Source organism: Alteromonas australica (assembly GCF_000730385.1).
GTDB classification, from domain to species: domain Bacteria; phylum Pseudomonadota; class Gammaproteobacteria; order Enterobacterales; family Alteromonadaceae; genus Alteromonas; species Alteromonas australica.
Genome location: NZ_CP008849.1, coordinates 266,786 through 286,146, shown reverse-complemented (window position 1 = coordinate 286,146; position 19,361 = coordinate 266,786). Strand labels below are relative to the sequence as shown.

Here is a 19,361-nt window from a genome sequence, read left to right as displayed (position 1 = left end):
TAAATCGTTAACGTTACATCATGACGACGTCGTACTTATCCTGATTGTACAAGGTTTCCGTTTGAACTTTTATCTGTTTTGACACGAACACTTCTAACTCGGCCAACATGTGAGACTCTTCACCCATAAGGGCATCAACCACTTTAGGGGAGGCGTAAACCACAAATTTGTCGGCATCGTAGGCACGGTTTACTCGCACAATCTCCCGCATAATCTCAAAGCAGATTGTTTCAATGGTTTTCACGGTGCCCCGCCCTTTACAAACCGGGCACTCACCGCACAATATATGTTCAATACTTTCCCGAGTTCGCTTACGGGTCATTTCAATCAACCCTAGCGACGTAAACCCGTGAATATTAATCTTCGCTCTGTCCTTGCTCGTCGCCACCTCTAGACTATGTAAGACACGGCGTTTGTGATCGGGTTCAATCATATCGATAAAATCTATCAGGATCATACCGCCTAGGTTTCTAAGCCTAAGTTGACGCGCAATGGCTTGCGTGGCTTCTGTATTGGTATTGAAAATTGTTTCTTCTAAGTTTCGATGGCCAACGAACGCACCTGTATTGATATCAATGGTGGTCATGGCTTCGGTTTGATCGATGATCAAATAACCACCAGATTTTAAATCGACCCGTCGCTCAAGGGCCCGCTGCGCCTCGTTTTCCACATCGTATAAATCAAATATCGGCCGATCGCCGGTGTAGTACTCCAGTTTGCCATTCATTTCTGGCACATATTCTTTGGTAAACTGAAACAGTTCTTGGAAGGACAATTTCGAGTCTATACGGATGCGGTCTAATTCTGTCCCCACAAAATCTCTTAACACCCTTCGGGCCAAAGGAAGATCTTCATAAAGCACATTCGATTTGCGCTTTTTCATGCGTGACTGAATTTTGTCCCAAAGGCGGCGTAAAAAGGCGGCGTCTTGCTGTAATTCGTTTTTGCCTACCCCCTCTGCGGCGGTGCGTAATATAAAGCCCCCGTTTTCATCGCAGAATTCTTGCACCAAGTCTTTTAACCGTTCACGCTCGGCTTCTTCTTCAATACGCTGCGATACGCCTACATGGGTAACACTGGGCATAAAGACGAGATAACGGCTGGGGATAGTAATGTCCGTGGTTAGTCGCGCACCTTTGGTGCCAATGGGGTCTTTAACCACCTGAACCACAATGTCTTGTCCATCTCTCACGAGTTCGCGAATATCCTGCTTTTGGATATGACTGGCAGAGACTTCTTCTGCAATTTCGTTGTGAATAACAATATCTGACGCATGCAAAAAGGCGGCTTTTTCCAAGCCTATATCCACAAACGCAGCTTGCATACCAGGCAAAACACGACTTACTTTACCGCGGTAAATATTGCCTACCAAGCCTCGTTTTGTGTGCCGTTCAACGTGAATTTCTTGCAAAATGCCGTTTTCAATTAGGGCAACACGGGATTCTGATGGTGTAACATTGATTAGTAGCTCTGCACTCACTCTACGACTCCAAATTCACTGAGTAGCTGTTTTGTTTCGTACAAAGGCAGGCCCACTACAGCACTTGCGCTGCCTTCTATTGCGATAACAAATTGTCCGCCAATGCCCTGAATGGCATAACTTCCCGCTTTATCCGCAGGTTCGCCTGTTTCCCAGTATGCGTCAATTTGGGCGTTCGTCAATGCACCAAATGTCACCTTTGTGGTGATAGTTTGTGTTACCTGTCGAGATTCATTGGCGACACAAATGGCGGTCAGTACACTGTGCTGTTGGCCAGATAGCATACTTAAAATGCGTCTAGAGTCCTCTAAATTCTTGGGTTTCCCCACGCTTTTACCTGCGAAGGCAATCAAAGTATCTGAGGCAAGCACTACCGTCGACTGGGTTAACGTTTGAGAAGATGCCAGTCGGGCTAATGCAGTACTCGCTTTCTCATAAGCCAAGCGCGCGACCTGAGCTTCAGGTGTTTCCTCTGGCTTTGCAGACTCATCAATATCAACCGGGTAAATCTGATGTTCTATCCCTAGTTGATTGAGCAATGCCGTGCGTCTTGGCGACGCAGAAGCAAGTACGAGAGATGCACTCACAGGTTATCCTCTTCTAGGTAATAGACAATTGTCGGCGGGTCTTACGCAACAACCAAAACACCCACGGCCATATCACCATTGATGTAAGCACAGGCCACAGGTAATCAACTTGAAAGTAAATGTCAGTAAGAAGATGTTGCACCCAAAACGTGAGCAAGTGATAAAGAGACGACAGTAAGCCAATAACAATGGCTTGTTGCCACACGGAATAGTTTCTAAGCCGTTGATAATTGGCCGCTAAAATGTACACACAGATAGATAGCCCAAGGCTATGAATACCCAAGGTTGTGCCAACGAGAATGTCCACAGCAATACCTGTCACAAACGCAATGCCAACATTCACTCGGTGAGGCAACGCCATACACCAGTAAGATAACACCACCAATACCCAATCTGGGCGGTACAAGTCAACTTGTATAGGCAGTGGCACAATTTGCAGCACTAAGGCGATAATTAAGCTGCTAACGATGACAGAATGACGTTTACGAATCATTGGCGAATTCCTCATTCACTTCTGCATTGCTAGGTGTAAGATTATCAGCCCACAATAAAAGTAAGTATTTGAGACGGTCCAAGCGGGCTAAAGGCTCAGCGGTAACGCGGGCAAATGGTCGGCTTTCGTCTCGAACCACAGCGGTTACACGGGCAACGGGATAGCCTTCAGGAAAAACTTTGCCTAACCCTGACGACACCAGCACATCGCCTTCTTGAACATCTACACTATGCGGGACGTGTTCTAAATACAGTTCTGACAACACACCGCTACCCGTCGCAATAAAGCGAATATTATTTCTTAATGAGCGCACAGGTATAGCGTGCGTTACATCAGCGATAAGCAACACCCGACTGTTGGTAGAACCCACTTCCGTAACTTGGCCAATAATGCCTCTGTCATCAATCACCGGTTGTGACAAATACACCCCATCAATGGCGCCTTTGTTGATGACCACTTGTTGACTGTAGGGGTTTTTATCTACCGCCATGAGTTCAGCAACCATTTTTCGAGCATCGGTTCTAACGGGCGCAGATAGAAGCTCACGCAATTGTTTGTTTTCTTGCTCCAACACCTCGTATTGCTGTAACTTTTCACTCATTAACAGCAATTGGTTGGTCAATTGGTCGTTTTCTTCTAGCAGGTCTTCTTGAGAAGTAAGGCGCTGAGCACTCTCGCTCAACATTAGCCCTGGTAAGTTGGCTAAGTACTGAATGGGGCTCATGAGGGAATTGAGATAAACACGACTGGACTTAAAGCCATCAAGCTTATGATCCACGAAAATAAGTAGCACAGACAAAACCAGTGCCAGTGCTAATCGGTTATTTAATGAAGGGCCGCGTGTGAATATAGTATCCATGATACAAATAAGGCAACCTTGAAGGTTGCCTTTCCTGCTTACTCGTAACTAAACAGGTCGCCACCGTGCAGGTCAATCATATCGAAAGCCTTACCACCGCCACGTGCTACACAAGTTAAAGGATCGTCGGCAATCACAACAGGGATCCCGGTTTCTTCCATCAAGAGTCTATCGAGATCTTTCAGTAAAGCACCACCACCCGTGAGCACCATGCCGCGCTCTGAAATATCAGACGCAAGTTCTGGAGGAGATTGCTCTAGTGCCACCATTACCGCTGACACAATACCTGTTAGCGGCTCTTGCAACGCCTCAAGAATTTCATTGGAATTGAGTGTGAAACCACGGGGTACACCTTCCGCAAGGTTTCGTCCACGGACTTCTATTTCACGCACTTCTTCACCGGGATAAGCGGCGCCAATTTCATGCTTGATACGTTCGGCAGTAGCTTCACCAATTAGTGAGCCAAAGTTACGACGAATATAGTTAATAATGGCTTCGTCAAATTTGTCGCCGCCAATACGTACGGAAGACGAGTAAACCACGCCATTAAGTGAAATGATAGCCACTTCAGTGGTACCACCACCGATATCAACAACCATGGAACCTGTGGCTTCTGAAACAGGCAACCCAGCACCAATAGCCGCCGCCATAGGTTCGTCAATCAAGTACACTTCGCGCGCGCCAGCACCCAGTGCTGACTCTTTAATGGCACGACGTTCTACCTGTGTTGAACCACATGGCACGCACACAAGCACGCGAGGGCTTGGACGTAGAAAATTGTTATCGTGAACCTGTTTAATAAAATGCTGAAGCATTTTCTCTGTAACATAAAAGTCAGCGATGACGCCATCTTTCATTGGTCGAATGGCGCGGATATTTCCGGGTGTTCTACCCAGCATCCGTTTCGCTTCAGCACCCACAGCAGCCACACTTTTGGGCCCTGCAGCGCGCTCTTGGCGAATAGCCACAACAGATGGTTCGTTTAGTACAATGCCCTGGTCTTTGACGTAAATCAGCGTGTTAGCTGTTCCGAGGTCGATGGACAGATCATTAGAGAACATGCCTCGAAGCTTTTTAAACATGAAAAGTGTATTCCTGTTACTGTGTTAACGCGTGTTAGCAAAGGTGAGATGACGACGCTTTAACGTGAAGTCGATATTTATCCGCACACTTTAACAATGGGGGCATATTTGGGCAAGTGATGCATCGGCTTAGTGCAAAATAAATTACCTTGTGCCGCTTCCCCGTTCGCATATGCAAGTTATCCGTGCTTAGTTGCACTTATAAGGTCTTCTATCACCCAACCGAAGGAAGACAATTATCTCTTTTAAAAGTTCAACTTACTGTATTTATTTTTCAGAAGCGACAACATCGCCCCGCTCTGGGAAATAGTCGAAGTATGGGCCAGACGTTAAGCTATAGCGACACCAGTACCTTTCCTCATCGTTCCCATCAGGTGCAAAGTAGTCGGCACGAATATTAAAACCGTCAACCTGTAAGGGAAGTGCGACTAATGCAGCCCAAATCTTCTTACAACCTAAGCTTGATTGCTCTGCCGCCGGCCACCCCTTGGCACTCATTTTTACTGGGCTTCTGTTTGTTTCTTGGCCGTTACTATCGTAATGCACCAGCATAATCATTGTGGCAGGTTGCACCGCTCGCCATTTCCAGTGGGCCGCTGTCACGTGCTCTTCAAAGCGCTGTTGATACTGAATAAAGGCCCCATGACTCGTGTCTTCATCCGCGGTATTCAGTGTTTTGATTGCCAGCAAAAGTGACGCAGCAAAAATGACAATAACCAATACTTTTAACAGTGTGCCCCAGAAACTGGCGGGCGTTTTCTTTGACTTGGCACGACGCATGATTGTTATCCTTGTTTTCATGCCTCATATTACTGCTAAATGAAAAAAATTATAGCGAAATCCTTCAAAGGCTTTAAAGAAGCCGTTCAAGAGATTTTACAAGACGGGTTTTTAGGCTGTTACATTTTCTCTAAACGCGTGACGCCCCAGAATTCCCCGTCTTTTTCTGTTATACGCCATTTCTGCTTTACAAGGGATTTACGTAGAAAAAAATGGGCCATACCGTGGCCAAAGAGGACAATGCGAGGTTCTTGCTTCGACAATGTGTCTAGGTACACAGCTAACCTTTCAACCCGTTGTTTGGCGTCGGTAAAACGCTCAAACCGCCCTTTTCTGCCCAGAAACCACAAGGCGCGTGAAATCACCACCCAATGCCACGCTTTTAGCGTGAAAGGTAAATGGTAATAGGGAATATCCATTTCACGTAAATCAGCAAGCTCTTCATGTATGTGAGATGCGCCATAATACGCAGCAGAGCATTTTGCACGATGCAGCGGACTCACGCCTATGTAGCTATTTTCCAGGCACACTTTTTTACGTGGTTGGCTATTCGGGTCTAGTTCAGATTTATTGTAATTTCTAACCCATTTAGCGTAATCAACAGCATTAACTTTTTGATTGTGGGCCGAGGCGGGCTTTCCATGCCTAACCAGTATTATCTCTTTCACCGTGCATCCTTGTTTTCCTGTTCAGGGTTTTACTGTTTGGGTTTTCCTGTTTGGGGTTTTGCTCCTTACACACTATTTATGCTGATACTTTAAACGTATCTTGCACTAGGTATGAGCCCACTTTTTCAGACACATAAGTCTGTAATCTTTGCTTTTGCGCTTCAGTTAGCCTTAACCCTTGTTTAGTTCTACGCCAAATAATGTCATCGAGGGTATAGGCCCATTCGTATTGAATTAGGTAATCGACTTCGGCTTGATAAAGATGTGCACCGAAGTCTTCACCCAAATCGCTCAATGTTTGTTTGCCTTTCAAAAACTTGCTACACAATAGCCCGTACTGACGAACATATCGCACTCTAGCGGCTTCAGGTAACCACGGGTATTGTGCTTCAAGGTTTGCGCAAAGTGTTTCCTGATTCTCAAACGCGCCACCGGGCAGCGGCACCTCTTTTGTCCATGCTTTCCCTGCTCTGGGAAACAATGTACACAGCTTATCTACCGCGTGCTCAGCAAGTTTACGATAGGTTGTGATTTTGCCACCGAAAATATTCAGTAGTATGGGAGCGTCCTTTTCGCCAATCAGCTCAACTTTGTAATCTCGGGTAAGCTCCTGTGCCGAGGCATTTGCTTCTTCTAACAAAGGCCTGACACCACTGTAGCTATGCACAATGTCTTTTTCACCGATTTTGGTTTTAAAATAGGTGTTCACCACGTCGATGAGGTATTTAGTTTCGGCATCAGAAATCGACGCCGCTGACGGGTCACCCGTGTAGTTTTCGTCCGTGGTGCCCACTAATGAAAAATCGTCTTCATAGGGAATAACGAACACTATTCTGCCGTCTTTATTTTGCAGAATATAAGCTTCTTCTGACTCATAAAGCCTTGGCACGATAAAATGACTGCCTTTTACCATGCGCATGGCATTAGGATTTTTAATGTCAGAAAATCTATCTAACAATGAAACCGCCCACGGCCCCGCTGCATTCACCAGCGAACGAGCCTGAACTGTAAACGTTTTCCCTTCACAGTTACGTAAAGTGACTAGCCAATGATTCTCATGCTTTTGCGCATGCAAACATTCTGTTCTGGCGAAAATCTTAGCCCCTTGATCTTGCGCGGCCAACGCATTTAATACCACCAACCGAGCGTCATCGACCCAGCCGTCTGAGTACTCGAAACACGTTGAGATAGACTCATCTAGGGGGCCATCGGGCGTGGTAGAAAGCTTCTTCGATCGTGGCAGCATATTTCGCTTTGCTAGCGAGTCGTACAAGAACAGGCCAATACGAATCATCCAAGCGGGTCTTAGGTGTTTTTGATGAGGCAATCTGAAACGCAACGGCCACATAATATGAGGGGCTTTTTTCAATAATACTTCCCGCTCTGCTAACGCTTCTTTGACAAGGCGAAACTCATAATGCTCCAGATACCGCAAGCCACCATGAATTAACTTGCTGCTAGATGATGAGGTTGCGCCACCTAAATCACCCTTTTCGCACAAGGCAACGGTTAGCCCTCGCCCAGCTGCGTCTAACGCTACACCCACGCCGTTTACGCCGCCGCCAATAACGAGTACGTCAACGGCTTGGGGGGGATTGTTATTTTCTTGTGTCATCTTCATGCTCTTGTGGCTCACTGGATATGCTGGCTATTTGACCGCCAAAAAGAACATATGTCAACATAAAACGAACACAACCGAACATTAATGAAAATTTATTAACCCTTCACAATGTACTGCGCCTTTATCGTCACAAGAACAAGATTTGCCGCCAGCAAGGTGTCAAAATTAGCTTAGGCTTTGACAAAGGTAATATTGTTTTCTTTGATGATTTTATTAATACTTTGCGGGGGAGTTTTGTCACAAACAAGACAATCAACTTGTGAAATGTGGCCTTGTTCAACCATGGCGCGGCGCTCAAACTTACTGTAGTCTGCGGCAAGAATAACGTGTTGTGTGTGCTCAAGAATTGCTTGTGAAACTTTCACCTCACGAAAGTCGAAATCAAGGAGTGCGCCATCCGCGCTAATGCCACTGATACCTATAATGCCGTAGTCCATTCTAAACTGACTGATAAAGTCGCAGGTGGCTTCACCTATAATGCCCCCATCTCTATAGCGTACTTCTCCAGCCGCGATAATGACTGAGAAGTCTTCTTTCGCAGATAGGATGGTAGCTACGTGGATATTATTAGTCACAACATGAAGATTCTTATGATTGAGGAGCTTTTTAGCGATAAGTTCTGTTGTCGTACCAATATTAATGAACAAAGATGCCCCATCGGGGATCATGGCAGCCACCGCTTCGGCAATACGTTCTTTTACCGCGCTATTTTGGGTTTTACGTTCCTGATAGGGGGTGTTTTCCCAGCTTTTGTTTAATCCTGCACCGCCATGAAACCGACTTATCACGCCATTGTCAGCCAATTGATTTAAATCTCTTCGAATGGTTTGCGGCGTGACATCACACGCAGAGACCAAATCATCAATAGACATAAAACCGTGCTGCTTCACTAAATTTACGATTTTTTCGTGTCTTTGCGTTTGGTTCATTCTGTTTGCCTTTTACTTTTTCATTCGAATTTACGCGTAGTATACGGCGTTATTTATGAAGTTCCCATGTAAAATCGAACATGTAAATGTTCGTTTTCGAAAACATAGCATTGTTAAACGGGTGTAAATGATGCAAACTCTATGAAAATTTTCTCTTGGAGTGACCTCATGGGACAACATATTCTTGCCATTGACCAAGGCACAACCAGCTCACGCAGTATTATTTTTTCGCCTAAGGGCGCTATTGTTGCTATTGCGCAACAAGAGTTTTCGCAAAAATACCCGAAAGATGGATGGGTAGAACATGATCCTGAAGAAATATGGGAAAGCGTGAAAACCACATTAAACACCGTATTCGACAAATGTGCCTTGTCACCGGCAGATATTGCTTCTATAGGGATAACGAATCAAAGAGAAACCACGTTAGTTTGGAATAAGTCCACCGGCAAGCCCATTTACCCCGCCATTGTATGGCAAGACAGACGAACAGCAGAGCAATGCCGACAACTTAGCGAAGATGAAAGCTTGGTCGAGCATATTACTGAGTCGACAGGCTTGTTACTTGACCCTTATTTTTCTGCCACCAAAATAGCCTGGATACTGGATAATGTAGAAGGCGCGAGAGCACAAGCCGACAACGGCGAGCTTTTATTCGGCACCGTTGACACCTTCTTGATATGGCGTCTTACCAATGGTCAAGCTCATAAAACCGATGCCACTAATGCCTCTCGCACCATGTTGTTTGATATAAACCAGCAATGCTGGGACGACAAACTGCTTGCGGCTTTTAATATTCCCAAAGCTATGTTGCCGGACGTTATGGACTGTGCCGCCGATTTCGGTACGGTAGATGAAACCTTACTCGGTAAAGCGATACCAATACAGGGCGTGGCTGGCGATCAGCAATCGGCTTTAGTCGGGCAGGCATGTTTTGAAAAAGGCATGGCAAAAAGCACCTACGGCACAGGTTGCTTTATGATCTTAAACACCGGTGATAAACCACTGCAGTCGAAAAATCGCTTGCTTACCACCGTCGGCTATCGACTCAATGGGAAAACCACCTACGCTCTAGAGGGCAGCATCTTTATGGCCGGTGCCACAGTGCAATGGCTAAGAGATGGACTCAAACTGATTGACGATGCCGCAGAATCAGAAGCACTGGCTCAACGTGCCAGGCAAGATAATGGGGTGTTTTTAGTGCCTGCGTTCACAGGCCTTGGTGCCCCTTATTGGGACCCTGACGCCCGTGGTGCCATTTTAGGGTTAACCCGAGACACAGGCATCAGTGAAATTGTTGCCGCTGGCCTTCAGTCTGTTTGTTATCAAACAAAAGATCTCCAAAAAGCCATGGAAAGCGATGGCGCAAGGCCCACCACAATTCGGGTAGATGGTGGTATGTCACGTAACGATTGGGTGATGGGCTTTTTATCTGACATTCTAGGGGCCGAAGTCGAACGCCCGGAGATTACCGAAACCACCGCGTTAGGTGCCGCCTTCTTAGCTGGCCTGCAAGCCGGTATCTTTAATTCGGTGGACGATCTTACCCAATGTTGGCGTAGTGATAGCGTTTTCACCCCTCGCCTCTCCAAAGCGCAAAGAGATGTTGCCTACGACGGTTGGAAAGCCGCTGTAGCGCGGATTCGTTGCAGTTAACCGCTAAATTAAGCACATTTGTTAATAAAGCGTAGTTATCGACTACGCTTTTTTTATAAGAAAATATTTTTTATAACATTGTCATTACAATGTAATTTTATGTTAGTATCAAAATTAAGGTAAACGTTTCACCTTTTACCTTAAAACGTAAATTGCTTAATTTTCATATAGATACGAATAATAAATTAAAAAATTCTGCAATAAATGTGTAAAAGTAATGTTAATAAGGCTTGATCCGCACATACTTAGAACGTAATTTTGACGCAAAGTACGTTAAAACGTAGCCTACTCACGGAGAAAACACAGTGACACATAAAATTAACACATCACAGTTAGGCCCCATCGCGAGACGCTCACTTTTAGGAGTGGCTATCGCCTCTGCTCTACACGCACCTATGGCATTTGCTCAAGAAGCAAATACTGCCGATGACCAAGTTGAAGTCATCGAAGTAAAAGGTTTTACCAGCTCACTTAAAGCTTCGATGCTAGATAAAAAAGCATCCGATGTGGTTTATGATGGTATTACTGCTGAAGACTTAGGTAAGTTCCCTGATCAAAACGTTGCAGAGTCACTTCAACGTATTACAGGTGTTGCCATTGACCGTTCAGGTGGTGAGGGTCAATATATCACTGTCCGTGGATTCGGCCCCGATTTTAACACGGTACTCGTTAACGGTCGCCAAATTGCGACTGAAAACCAAGGTCGCGCATTTAGCTTCGACACATTACCCGCAGAATTAATTAGCGGCGCGAAAGTATATAAAAGCCCATTGGCTTCTATGCAAGAAGGCGGTATCGGCTCTACGGTTGAAGTGACTACCGCTCGCCCATTTGCCTTTGACGGCTTTAAAGCTGTAGCTAGCGTTAAAGGTATGTACGAAGATATTTCTGAAGAAACCACCCCGCAACTATCAGGGTTGGTAACGAATACCTTCTTAGACGGCAAGTTAGGTGTGCTAGCCGCTGCGTCGTTCCAGCAACGTAAGCTACAAACGAACATGCTAGAAACTCGTTACTGGCGTCCTGAAGTGAGCATTACTGATCGTTCTCAGTTAGATAACCCAGATTACGCGGACAATGCCCAGTACAATGGTGTGTATGTTCCGCAAAACTTCGACCAAATTGTTGACCTTGTGGACCGTGAAAGAACGTCGGGTAACTTGGTTGTTCAATATGCGCCGAATGACGACATGACCCTAACCCTAGACGGTCTCTATTCAAAGTTTGAAGTGGATTCGGATGCTCATAGTGTGGGGCACTGGTTCTCTGATAGTAACCTTGATGATATGACTTTCAATGACAACGGTAGCTTAACTGGCGTGACAAGTACCGTGGTTGACGGCGTGGGTGGCGCCACTGACTTTATCCGTCGTCGTTACGGCCGTGACGTTGAAATTCAAGCGTTTGGTGCCAATTTCGAGTGGCTAGTTAATGATAACTTAACGGCCACCATTGATGTATCAACCTCGACAGCAGAAGACAATAGTGGTGGTGACAACTTCTTCACGGTTATCGGTTATAACAACGAGTACAGTGTTGATTATTCAGGTACCACACCTACCTTAACGGTTGCTGGCGGCGACTCAGCCCTTCAAGACCCATCGTTAGGTCGCATGCACTACAACGAAAGAAATGGGTTTGACACTGAAGATACCATTTCAGAGTACCGCGCAGATTTCACGTGGGTGCCTGATTCAGACAACGCTTTCTATAAAGCTGACTTTGGCCTTTATTACCAAGATCGTGAGAAAACAAATACACGCCGTTTCGCCTCTGGTTGTGACATTTACTGTGGTTACACCTTTGATTTCCCCGATGAGTTACTGTCTGTATTTACTGCTGAAAACTATTTCAGTGGCGTACCAAATCAGTGGTTAACCTACGACCCAGAAGCCTTTTTTGATTACGCTACCTCTGATGAAGCAGTACAACAAATTGCTGATGCAACAGGGCTAGACTTTGATACCGTCCGCGACGCTGTAGATGCAACTAACATTGCTGATCCTCAGCCAAGCAACGATTCCTATGTGGTAGGTGAAGAAATTCTTAGCGCGTATGCGCAGTTCTACTTCTCTACCGAAGTGTCTGAAATGCCGCTAGATATCAACTTTGGCTTCCGTTACAGCCAAACCGATACCTCAGTGGACGGAACCAGCCAAGTGGTGAAAGATCTTGAGCCAATTCCAAACGATCCGTCTGATTTGAACGTGGTATATGAAACTGACGCAGGTGAGCCGGTTAACGAAACGAATAGCTATTCGTCGTTACTGCCTAATGTAAACGTTAAACTACAACTGACTGACGATGTGTACTTGCGTTATGCATACTCTCAAACACTGACTCGTCCAATGATGGACGACTTAGTACCTGTGTTTAACGTGACGGTTTCCCGTCCAGGCAACTTGCAGGCACAAGCCGGTAATACTGAACTTGAACCTTATAAAGCAACGAGCTGGGATGTATCACTAGAATGGTACTACGATGACACTAGCTACTTCTCTGCCGCGGCGTTCAACAAGGAAGTAGAAGATTTCATCTCGTCGGATACGGCTGATGAGTCATTGTTCCTCGACAGCGGTGAATATGTATTTAGCGTACTTCGCCCACGTAATGGTGAAACCCTTGAAGTTGATGGTTTAGAGCTAGCTTGGTTACATACACTTGAAAACGGTTTTGGTATTCAAGCCAACGCCACCATTGTGGATTCTGATTCAGAGTTTAGCCTACCTGGCTTAGGTAACTCGCAGAACATTACGGTGTTCTACGAAAAAGATGCTTTCCAAGCCCGTGTAGCGCTTAACAACCGTGAAACCTTTATGCAAGAAGCGGTAAGTTCACTAGGTGGCACAGAACCTCGCTTCACGGAAACTTACACCCAAGTAGACATGAGTGTAAGCTACGATGTAAATGAAACCTTCACCGTGTTCTTTGAAGGTATTAACATCACTGATGAAGAGCTTACCCGTCGCGGCCGTCTATCTGAACATTTTGTTCAGCAAGTTGCTGATGGCTCACGTTACGCTGTAGGTGTACGTGCTAGCTTCTAATTAAACGAAGAAAGTAAAGGGGGCTCTCTTGCCCCCTTTTTGTCTTTTACTGCTGAGGAGTTTTACGTGTCTGGCAGCTTAACCCAACTTTTAGTTTTTATTTTCATTACCGCACTCATCGGCTTGCTTACCTACCTGAAATGTCGTGGCCATGGCCACAGTAAAGCGAGCGAAAACAAAGAATATTTTCTCGCGGGCGGTGGGCTTACTTGGATATTTGTTGCTGGCTCTATTACATTAACGAACTTAAGTACCGACCAACTCGTGGGCATGAATGGTAATCAGATGGCATTACTCGCATGGTGGGAATTTGCCGCGGTGGCAGGTCTTATCATCTTGGCTCGGGTGTTTTTACCCGTGTATTACCATTATCAGTGTACTACCACCACAGAATTACTAGAGATGCGCTATAACAATAAGCACATCCGCGCCTTAATTGGCTTGCTTTTCTTCCTAGGGAGCAGCTTTATTTTTATGCCAGCGGTTATCTACTCAGGTTCGCTGTTCATGATCAACATGTTCAATGTTGATATCCCTCTTATGTACGTCGCCACCGCATTTGCCCTTATTGGCGCTTTTTACGCCATATTCGGTGGCTTACGTGCGGTAGCCGTGTCAGATACCTATTCCGGCATTTTATTGCTGACCATGGCCATTGTTGTTGTGGTACTTGCACTGTTTGCCATTGATTTTGACTTTTCCGGCATACCCGCTGAGCGTCTTACGTTAATTGGCGATAACGACTCTCCCCTTCCATGGCACACGCTGTTAACCGGTATGATTTTCATCCAAACCTTTTACTGGAGTACTAACCAAGTTATTACACAGCGTGCTATGGCAGCACCTAACTTAAAAGAGGCTCAAAAAGGGGTTTACGCCGCAGCCATTATCCGTTTTATCATCGTCCCTACCATTATTGTGGTGCCGGGAATTATCTCTTTTAAGCTGTATGGTGATATCAACGATGCGGCTTACGGTACGCTAGTGGGCGATGTACTGCCAGACTGGTTATCTGGCGTGTTCGCCGCGGCCTTAGCCGCCGCTGTACTAACAACCTATAACAGTAACTTAAACTCAGCGACGGCCCTTTATGTGTGTGATATTCATGAAGCATACGTTGACAAAAAGCCTAACGTTGCCAGATTGAGCGGCATCGTTACCGCTCTTCTTACTGTGGTGTCGTTACTTATGGTGCCAGTTTATGCGCAAGCAGAGAGCATCATTAACCTACTGCAACAGTTATTCGGTTTATTAAGCATGCCTATATTGTCTATCTTTATCGTTGGGCTGCTGTTTAACAACGTGAATGCAAATGCGGGGATTGCCTCGGTGATTTTCGGTGTGCTCCTTTACGCTTACTTTAGCTTTGTACACGCACCATTTGGCCTGCACTATATTCATTTAATGCTAGTCACCCTTGTTTGCTGTATAGCGCTTGCACTTATATTGAACAAGGTCGTCTTCAAACAAAGTGCGCAATGGCGAGGTCGACTTATTGATGAAGACTCCGCCGCCCAATAAGCGGCCATTCACAGGTTTTGATATAGGCTAATACATGATGAGTGAGGTTAATCGCATTGTCATTGTGGGTGGTGGCACAGCGGGTTGGTTAACTGCCGGTCTGCTTGCCGCTACTCACAGTGGTGCGGACAATAACGGGCAACGCTTATCCGTTACCGTTATTGAATCTGATGCTGTTCCGCCTATTGGGGTGGGGGAAGGCACTTGGCCTACTATGCGCCGCACGCTGGCGACCATAGGTATTTCAGAGGCTGAACTCGTTACCCAAGCCAGCGCCACGTTTAAGCAAGCCAGTAAGTTTGTGAATTGGTATAGCGATAACGGGCGCAATCAAGACAACAGTTATTATCACCCTTTTAGCGCACCGCAAGGTTCTGCTACGTTAGATATCACCCCGTACTGGTTAACCACAGCACAAACACACAGCCACTATGCGCAAGATGTATGTTTCCAGCCCGCATTGTGTGACGCAGGGCTTGCGCCTAAGTTAACGGCACATGGTAAACAAAGTTTTACTGCCAACTATGGGTATCATCTAGATGCTGGGCAGTTTATTTCGTTACTGCGACGCCATTGTGTAAATCGACTGGGTGTGACCCACCTTGTTGATAAAGTGACACAGGTTAATACCCAAGCAGATTCACCTGAAGCGGGAATTGTAAGTTTACAGACCCAGCAATCGGGAAAGATAGAGGGTGACCTATTTGTTGATTGCTCTGGTTTTTCTGGGCTGCTCATTAACAAAGCATTAGGCGTTAAACTAAAAGACGCCAGCCATCACCTATTTGCCAACAGCGCTTTAGTGTGTCAGGCCCCTTTTGAAAACGAGACCGCCCCTATCCCGTGTCATACTCTTTCAACGGCGCAAGAAGCAGGCTGGATTTGGGATATTGGCTTACAACACCGGCGGGGCACAGGTTATGTATTTTCTCGAGAGCACCAAGATGTAGATCGCGCAGCGGACACGCTCTCTCGCTATTTGTCTCAAGTAGCCCCTTCTATGGCTACCCCGGATGCATTTAGGGAAATTCAATTCAAAACAGGCTATCGAGAAACGTTTTGGCACAACAACTGTGTAGCCATTGGCCTCTCTAGCGGATTTTTAGAACCCCTTGAAGCCTCGTCACTAATGCTAATTGAGCAAAGTGCAATGCTACTGGCCGAGCAGCTACCGGCCAATACGACAATAATGTCGAAGGTCAGCCAGCGTTTTAATAGCCGGTTGACTTATTTGTGGGAACGCACCATCGAATTTTTAAAACTCCATTACGTTTTGAGCAACCGGCCCGAAGCATTTTGGCAAGACAATAAACAGCGAGGAAGTATTCCCGAACGATTGGCAGACTTGCTTGAAGAATGGCGCTATCGGCCTATACTCGACAGTGATTTTCCTCAAGCAAACGAAGCGTTTAGTGCACAGAGTTACCGCTACATATTGTATGGTATGGGGCCTAAAACCGATTTCAATTGGGATATGAGCACCACAGAACGCTCGCTAAAGCACCACAACTTTGCCACGAAACAAGGGCAATTAAACCAAACACTCATTGGCCAACTAAAAGAGCGTCTTCCTTCCCATCGAGGGTTAGTTGAAAGCTTTTTCCAATCTTAGTGAGCAGTTATGACACGACCTTCTTACGTCACTCTAGATACGCAACAGCATAAAGATACGGGCATTACCCAGGATCCTGGTTTTTCTCATGCCCGTGCATTTAACTTGGTTACTATAGGCTTTAACGAAATAGCCAGTTTAAGCGGCTGCATGCCTATTGTCATCGTGAATCACACAAAGCCAGAGTACACTTTAGCTGCTGTGGTGGGCATGGCGCCTTTTGATAATTTATTTTGTGGGAAAGCGCAGTGGCTAGGCCATGCGATTCCTTTAAGTATTCAATCGCATCCTTTTAATTACGCCCTAGACAACCAATCATTAAGGGTACTCATCAATGACGCCGATGAGAGAGTGAGCCAGCAAGCGACGCCTTCCACCCGCCTATTTTCTTCCGATGGTCAGCCAACCAGCTTGCTGAAACACTATCAAAGTATTCTGTCAAACTTAGTATCTGGCCAACAACAGGCGAAGGCGTTTATAGAGATAATCGCAAATCTGAATTTACTCACGCCCCTTTCAACCACACTCACCTTACAAGATGGGCAAGAAGTCGTCTCAAATGACCTGCTTACCATAGATGAAACCCGTCTAGCCGAATTGGAAAAAGATACCGTCGTGGAATTACACGAACAAGGCGTGCTGATTGCCATTCACGCAATGATGCTGTCGTTAAGGCAATACAATCGCCTAGTACAACTGAGCCAACACCACGAGAACAGCGCAGTGAAAGTGAGTTTAAAACTAGCGAAAGATTAAATTTAAGCAGTGACTAATCTCAAAAATGTAAACGTTTAACCCAAAGCATGTAAGCGAACTAGCGCAAATCTTAATTAACCGTATTATCTATGTTATACATGACCGCCACACTTATAGGCGGCGCAATTAACGCGAGGAGCATATGTCTTCATTACCCCAGTTTGTTAGTTTAAAGAATTCACGGGTTTCACTTACCTTCGATTGCACAGGCAGAATGCCAAAGGTGATTTATTATGGGGCGACCCTAAGTGAGGCCACCACGCCAGAAATGCTTAGCGTTTTAAATACTCGCCAAGAAGCAAAATGCGCCCCCGTTATCGAGCCGCCCGTCACGCTGGTTCCTACCCATGGTGAAGGGTGGACCGGTCAGCCCGGGCTAGAAATATCTGGCGATGCAGATCAATGGTCAGCAGGCTTTATTTTGGTGAACATAAACCAAGACGGTCAATCGGTGTCCTTCACTGCTGAAGATGCGCACCGCGGTATGCGCCTTATTACAACGGCGGAACTCGATACAGATACCAGTGTGGTTAAATATGTATCTCGTGTTGAAAACACTGGCAGCAGCGCGCTAAACCTCAACTACCTGAATGCTGCAAGCCTTCCACTTCCCACTACGGTTAGTAAAATTAAAACTTTCGAAGGTCGTTGGTCTGCTGAATTCCAAACCAAAGATCATGACTTATTCTTCGGAAGCTATGTACGAGAAAACCGTCGAGGTAAAACCTCCCACGACACCTTTCCCGGTTTAATTGCATTCCCACAACATACAGGTGAACTTCAAGGTGAATGTTTTGGTTTTCACCTAGGCGCGTCAGCCAACCACAAATTGCGCGCAGAGTTGATGGCTGATGGAAGAAGCTACGTGCAGTTTGGTGAACTCCTGTTTCCAGGTGAAGTGGTATTGCAATCGGGTGACAGTTATACCTCTCCGGTATTATATGTAGGCTACGGGGACCAAGGCTTCTCGTCTCTATCTCAGCAATTCCACAACTTTATTCGCAGCAAAGTTCTGAGCCATAGCGCAGAGTCTAAACCCCGTCCTGTGCACTACAATACATGGGAAGGCATCTACTTTGACCATGACGAAGACACATTAAAGGCACTTGCTAATAAAGTAGCGCCGCTAGGCATTGAGCGCTTTGTGTTGGACGATGGTTGGTTCAAAGGCCGTCGACACGACAAAGCAGGCTTAGGTGATTGGTTTGTTGACGAAACCATTTATCCTCAAGGCTTAGATGGGCTAATCGACCATGTTACTGGCCTTGGCATGGAATTCGGCATTTGGTTTGAGCCAGAAATGGTTAACCCTGATAGCGACTTGTATCGCGCGCATCCTGAATGGGCGCTACAAACTGAGAACAACCCCCATGTTCCCTTCCGAAATCAATACGTTTTAGATTTAACCAACCCTGAGGTCGTGGAATACCTGTATAAGGTTATTACCGACGTACTAAAAGCGTACCCAAAAATCAGCTACATCAAATGGGACATGAACCGCGACGTAAACCACCCGGGCAACCTACAAGGGAAACCCGCAATGCATGGTCAAATGGCTGCGCTGTATGGCCTGATTGACCGTGTAAAAGCCGCGCATTCTGGTGTTGAAATTGAAAGTTGCTGCTCTGGTGGTGGTCGCGTAGATCTAGGGATATTACCTCACACAGACCGATTCTGGACGTCAGATTCAAACGACGCACTCGATCGCCTTTACATTCAGCGGGGTTGTTCTTATTTCTTCCCATCTGAAGTGATGGGCGCGCATGTGGGCCCACGTGACTGTCACATTACCGGGCGAAACCTACCTATTGAAATTCGTTCAGCAGTAGCGTTGTTTGGGCATATGGGTATAGAAATGGACCCACGTGAACTAACAGAGCACGAACAAAAAGTGTTAACCGATGCCATTTCGCTTTATAAGAAATATCGTCATATTACCCACGGCGGCGACCTATTCCGCATGGACGATGACGGCATGAATGTGAAATTTGGTTATGTGTCTAAAGACAAACAGGAAGGCATTTTTGCTTATAATAGTGTTACAGAAACCGTACGCACTACGCCGAACCGTTTCTACTTCGCAGGTCTCGATGCTAATAAGCAATACACCATTGAGCGTGTATGGCCTGAGAAGCTAAAAGAATACACACCGTCTATTTTGCAACAAACCGAAGGGCACGTATTCTCTGGCGAAGTATTGATGCAATACGGTATGCAGCTGCCGGTACTCTTCCCACAGACAGCCCTGATTTATACTGTTAAAGCCCTGTAGT

15 protein-coding genes are annotated in these 19,361 nt (G+C 46.0%); 6 read left to right on the top strand and 9 right to left on the bottom strand.

Annotated features, from left to right (window positions below; genetic code table 11):
- Positions 1 to 13 precede the first annotated feature (13 nt).
- The 9 genes from rng to EP13_RS01170 all read right to left on the bottom strand — a co-directional run bounded on the left by rng (position 14) and on the right by EP13_RS01170 (position 8,499).
- Complete coding sequence (gene rng / locus EP13_RS01210) at positions 14 to 1,480, bottom strand: ribonuclease G (protein ID WP_044055602.1); 1,467 nt, start codon at positions 1,478 to 1,480, stop codon at positions 14 to 16.
- Entirely contained in the window at positions 1,477 to 2,067 is a 591-nt protein-coding gene (locus EP13_RS01205) for a Maf family protein (protein WP_044055601.1), read from the bottom strand. The genes rng and EP13_RS01205 overlap by 4 nt, the downstream gene beginning before the upstream one ends.
- Before the next feature lie 13 nt (positions 2,068 to 2,080).
- Positions 2,081 to 2,557: a rod shape-determining protein MreD gene (mreD, locus tag EP13_RS01200; protein ID WP_044058653.1), complete on the bottom strand. Its 477-nt coding sequence runs from the start codon at positions 2,555 to 2,557 to the stop codon at positions 2,081 to 2,083.
- Positions 2,550 to 3,419, bottom strand: a complete 870-nt coding sequence (mreC, locus tag EP13_RS01195; RefSeq protein WP_044055600.1) for a rod shape-determining protein MreC — start codon at positions 3,417 to 3,419, stop codon at positions 2,550 to 2,552. Before mreC ends, mreD begins: the two co-directional genes overlap by 8 nt.
- Before the next feature lie 38 nt (positions 3,420 to 3,457).
- Positions 3,458 to 4,501 (bottom strand): rod shape-determining protein, encoded by a 1,044-nt coding sequence (locus EP13_RS01190; RefSeq protein WP_014947909.1) that lies wholly within the window; start codon positions 4,499 to 4,501, stop codon positions 3,458 to 3,460.
- A 267-nt stretch (positions 4,502 to 4,768) separates the two neighbouring features.
- The gene (locus EP13_RS01185; RefSeq protein WP_044055599.1) at positions 4,769 to 5,281 is read right to left on the bottom strand and encodes a hypothetical protein; all 513 of its coding nucleotides are present in this window, start codon (positions 5,279 to 5,281) and stop codon (positions 4,769 to 4,771) included.
- A gap of 119 nt (positions 5,282 to 5,400) precedes the next feature.
- Positions 5,401 to 5,949, bottom strand: coding sequence for a histidine phosphatase family protein (locus EP13_RS01180; protein ID WP_044055598.1), 549 nt, complete (start codon positions 5,947 to 5,949; stop codon positions 5,401 to 5,403).
- Positions 5,950 to 6,025: 76 nt separating this feature from the next.
- Complete coding sequence (gene glpD / locus EP13_RS01175) at positions 6,026 to 7,564, bottom strand: glycerol-3-phosphate dehydrogenase (RefSeq protein WP_156026711.1); 1,539 nt, start codon at positions 7,562 to 7,564, stop codon at positions 6,026 to 6,028.
- A gap of 176 nt (positions 7,565 to 7,740) precedes the next feature.
- Positions 7,741 to 8,499 (bottom strand): DeoR/GlpR family transcriptional regulator, encoded by a 759-nt coding sequence (locus tag EP13_RS01170; protein ID WP_044055595.1) that lies wholly within the window; start codon positions 8,497 to 8,499, stop codon positions 7,741 to 7,743.
- Between the two features lie 168 nt (positions 8,500 to 8,667).
- On the opposite strand from EP13_RS01170, the gene glpK reads away from it, so the two are divergent.
- The 6 genes from glpK (at position 8,668) to EP13_RS01140 (ending at position 19,360) form a co-directional block, all read left to right on the top strand.
- The gene (gene glpK / locus EP13_RS01165) at positions 8,668 to 10,152 is read left to right on the top strand and encodes a glycerol kinase GlpK (protein ID WP_044055593.1); all 1,485 of its coding nucleotides are present in this window, start codon (positions 8,668 to 8,670) and stop codon (positions 10,150 to 10,152) included.
- Positions 10,153 to 10,457: 305 nt separating this feature from the next.
- Positions 10,458 to 13,199, top strand: coding sequence for a TonB-dependent receptor (locus EP13_RS01160; protein WP_052364232.1), 2,742 nt, complete (start codon positions 10,458 to 10,460; stop codon positions 13,197 to 13,199).
- Positions 13,200 to 13,265: 66 nt separating this feature from the next.
- Positions 13,266 to 14,720, top strand: coding sequence for an SLC5 family protein (locus EP13_RS01155; RefSeq protein ID WP_044055592.1), 1,455 nt, complete (start codon positions 13,266 to 13,268; stop codon positions 14,718 to 14,720).
- Positions 14,721 to 14,754: 34 nt separating this feature from the next.
- Positions 14,755 to 16,332 carry a tryptophan halogenase family protein gene (locus tag EP13_RS01150; RefSeq protein ID WP_044055591.1) on the top strand — a complete coding sequence of 526 codons (1,578 nt, stop codon included), beginning with the start codon at positions 14,755 to 14,757 and terminating at the stop codon, positions 16,330 to 16,332.
- Positions 16,333 to 16,341: 9 nt separating this feature from the next.
- Positions 16,342 to 17,088: a SapC family protein gene (locus EP13_RS01145; protein WP_044055590.1), complete on the top strand. Its 747-nt coding sequence runs from the start codon at positions 16,342 to 16,344 to the stop codon at positions 17,086 to 17,088.
- Between the two features lie 142 nt (positions 17,089 to 17,230).
- Positions 17,231 to 19,360 carry an alpha-galactosidase gene (locus EP13_RS01140; protein WP_044055589.1) on the top strand — a complete coding sequence of 710 codons (2,130 nt, stop codon included), beginning with the start codon at positions 17,231 to 17,233 and terminating at the stop codon, positions 19,358 to 19,360.
- Position 19,361 lies beyond the last annotated feature (1 nt).

What these genes read in the sequence shown, in the direction of transcription:
- mreC (WP_044055600.1), bottom strand. Translation starts at nt 3,419, where the DNA reads ATGGATACTATATTCACACGCGGCCCTTCATTAAATAACCGATTAGCA.
- EP13_RS01190 (WP_014947909.1), bottom strand. Translation starts at nt 4,501, where the DNA reads ATGTTTAAAAAGCTTCGAGGCATGTTCTCTAATGATCTGTCCATCGAC.
- EP13_RS01185 (WP_044055599.1), bottom strand. Translation starts at nt 5,281, where the DNA reads ATGCGTCGTGCCAAGTCAAAGAAAACGCCCGCCAGTTTCTGGGGCACA.
- glpD (WP_156026711.1), bottom strand. Translation starts at nt 7,564, where the DNA reads ATGACACAAGAAAATAACAATCCCCCCCAAGCCGTTGACGTACTCGTT.
- EP13_RS01170 (WP_044055595.1), bottom strand. Translation starts at nt 8,499, where the DNA reads ATGAACCAAACGCAAAGACACGAAAAAATCGTAAATTTAGTGAAGCAG.
- glpK (WP_044055593.1), top strand. Translation starts at nt 8,668, where the DNA reads ATGGGACAACATATTCTTGCCATTGACCAAGGCACAACCAGCTCACGC.
- EP13_RS01150 (WP_044055591.1), top strand. Translation starts at nt 14,755, where the DNA reads ATGATGAGTGAGGTTAATCGCATTGTCATTGTGGGTGGTGGCACAGCG.
- EP13_RS01145 (WP_044055590.1), top strand. Translation starts at nt 16,342, where the DNA reads ATGACACGACCTTCTTACGTCACTCTAGATACGCAACAGCATAAAGAT.
- EP13_RS01140 (WP_044055589.1), top strand. Translation starts at nt 17,231, where the DNA reads ATGTCTTCATTACCCCAGTTTGTTAGTTTAAAGAATTCACGGGTTTCA.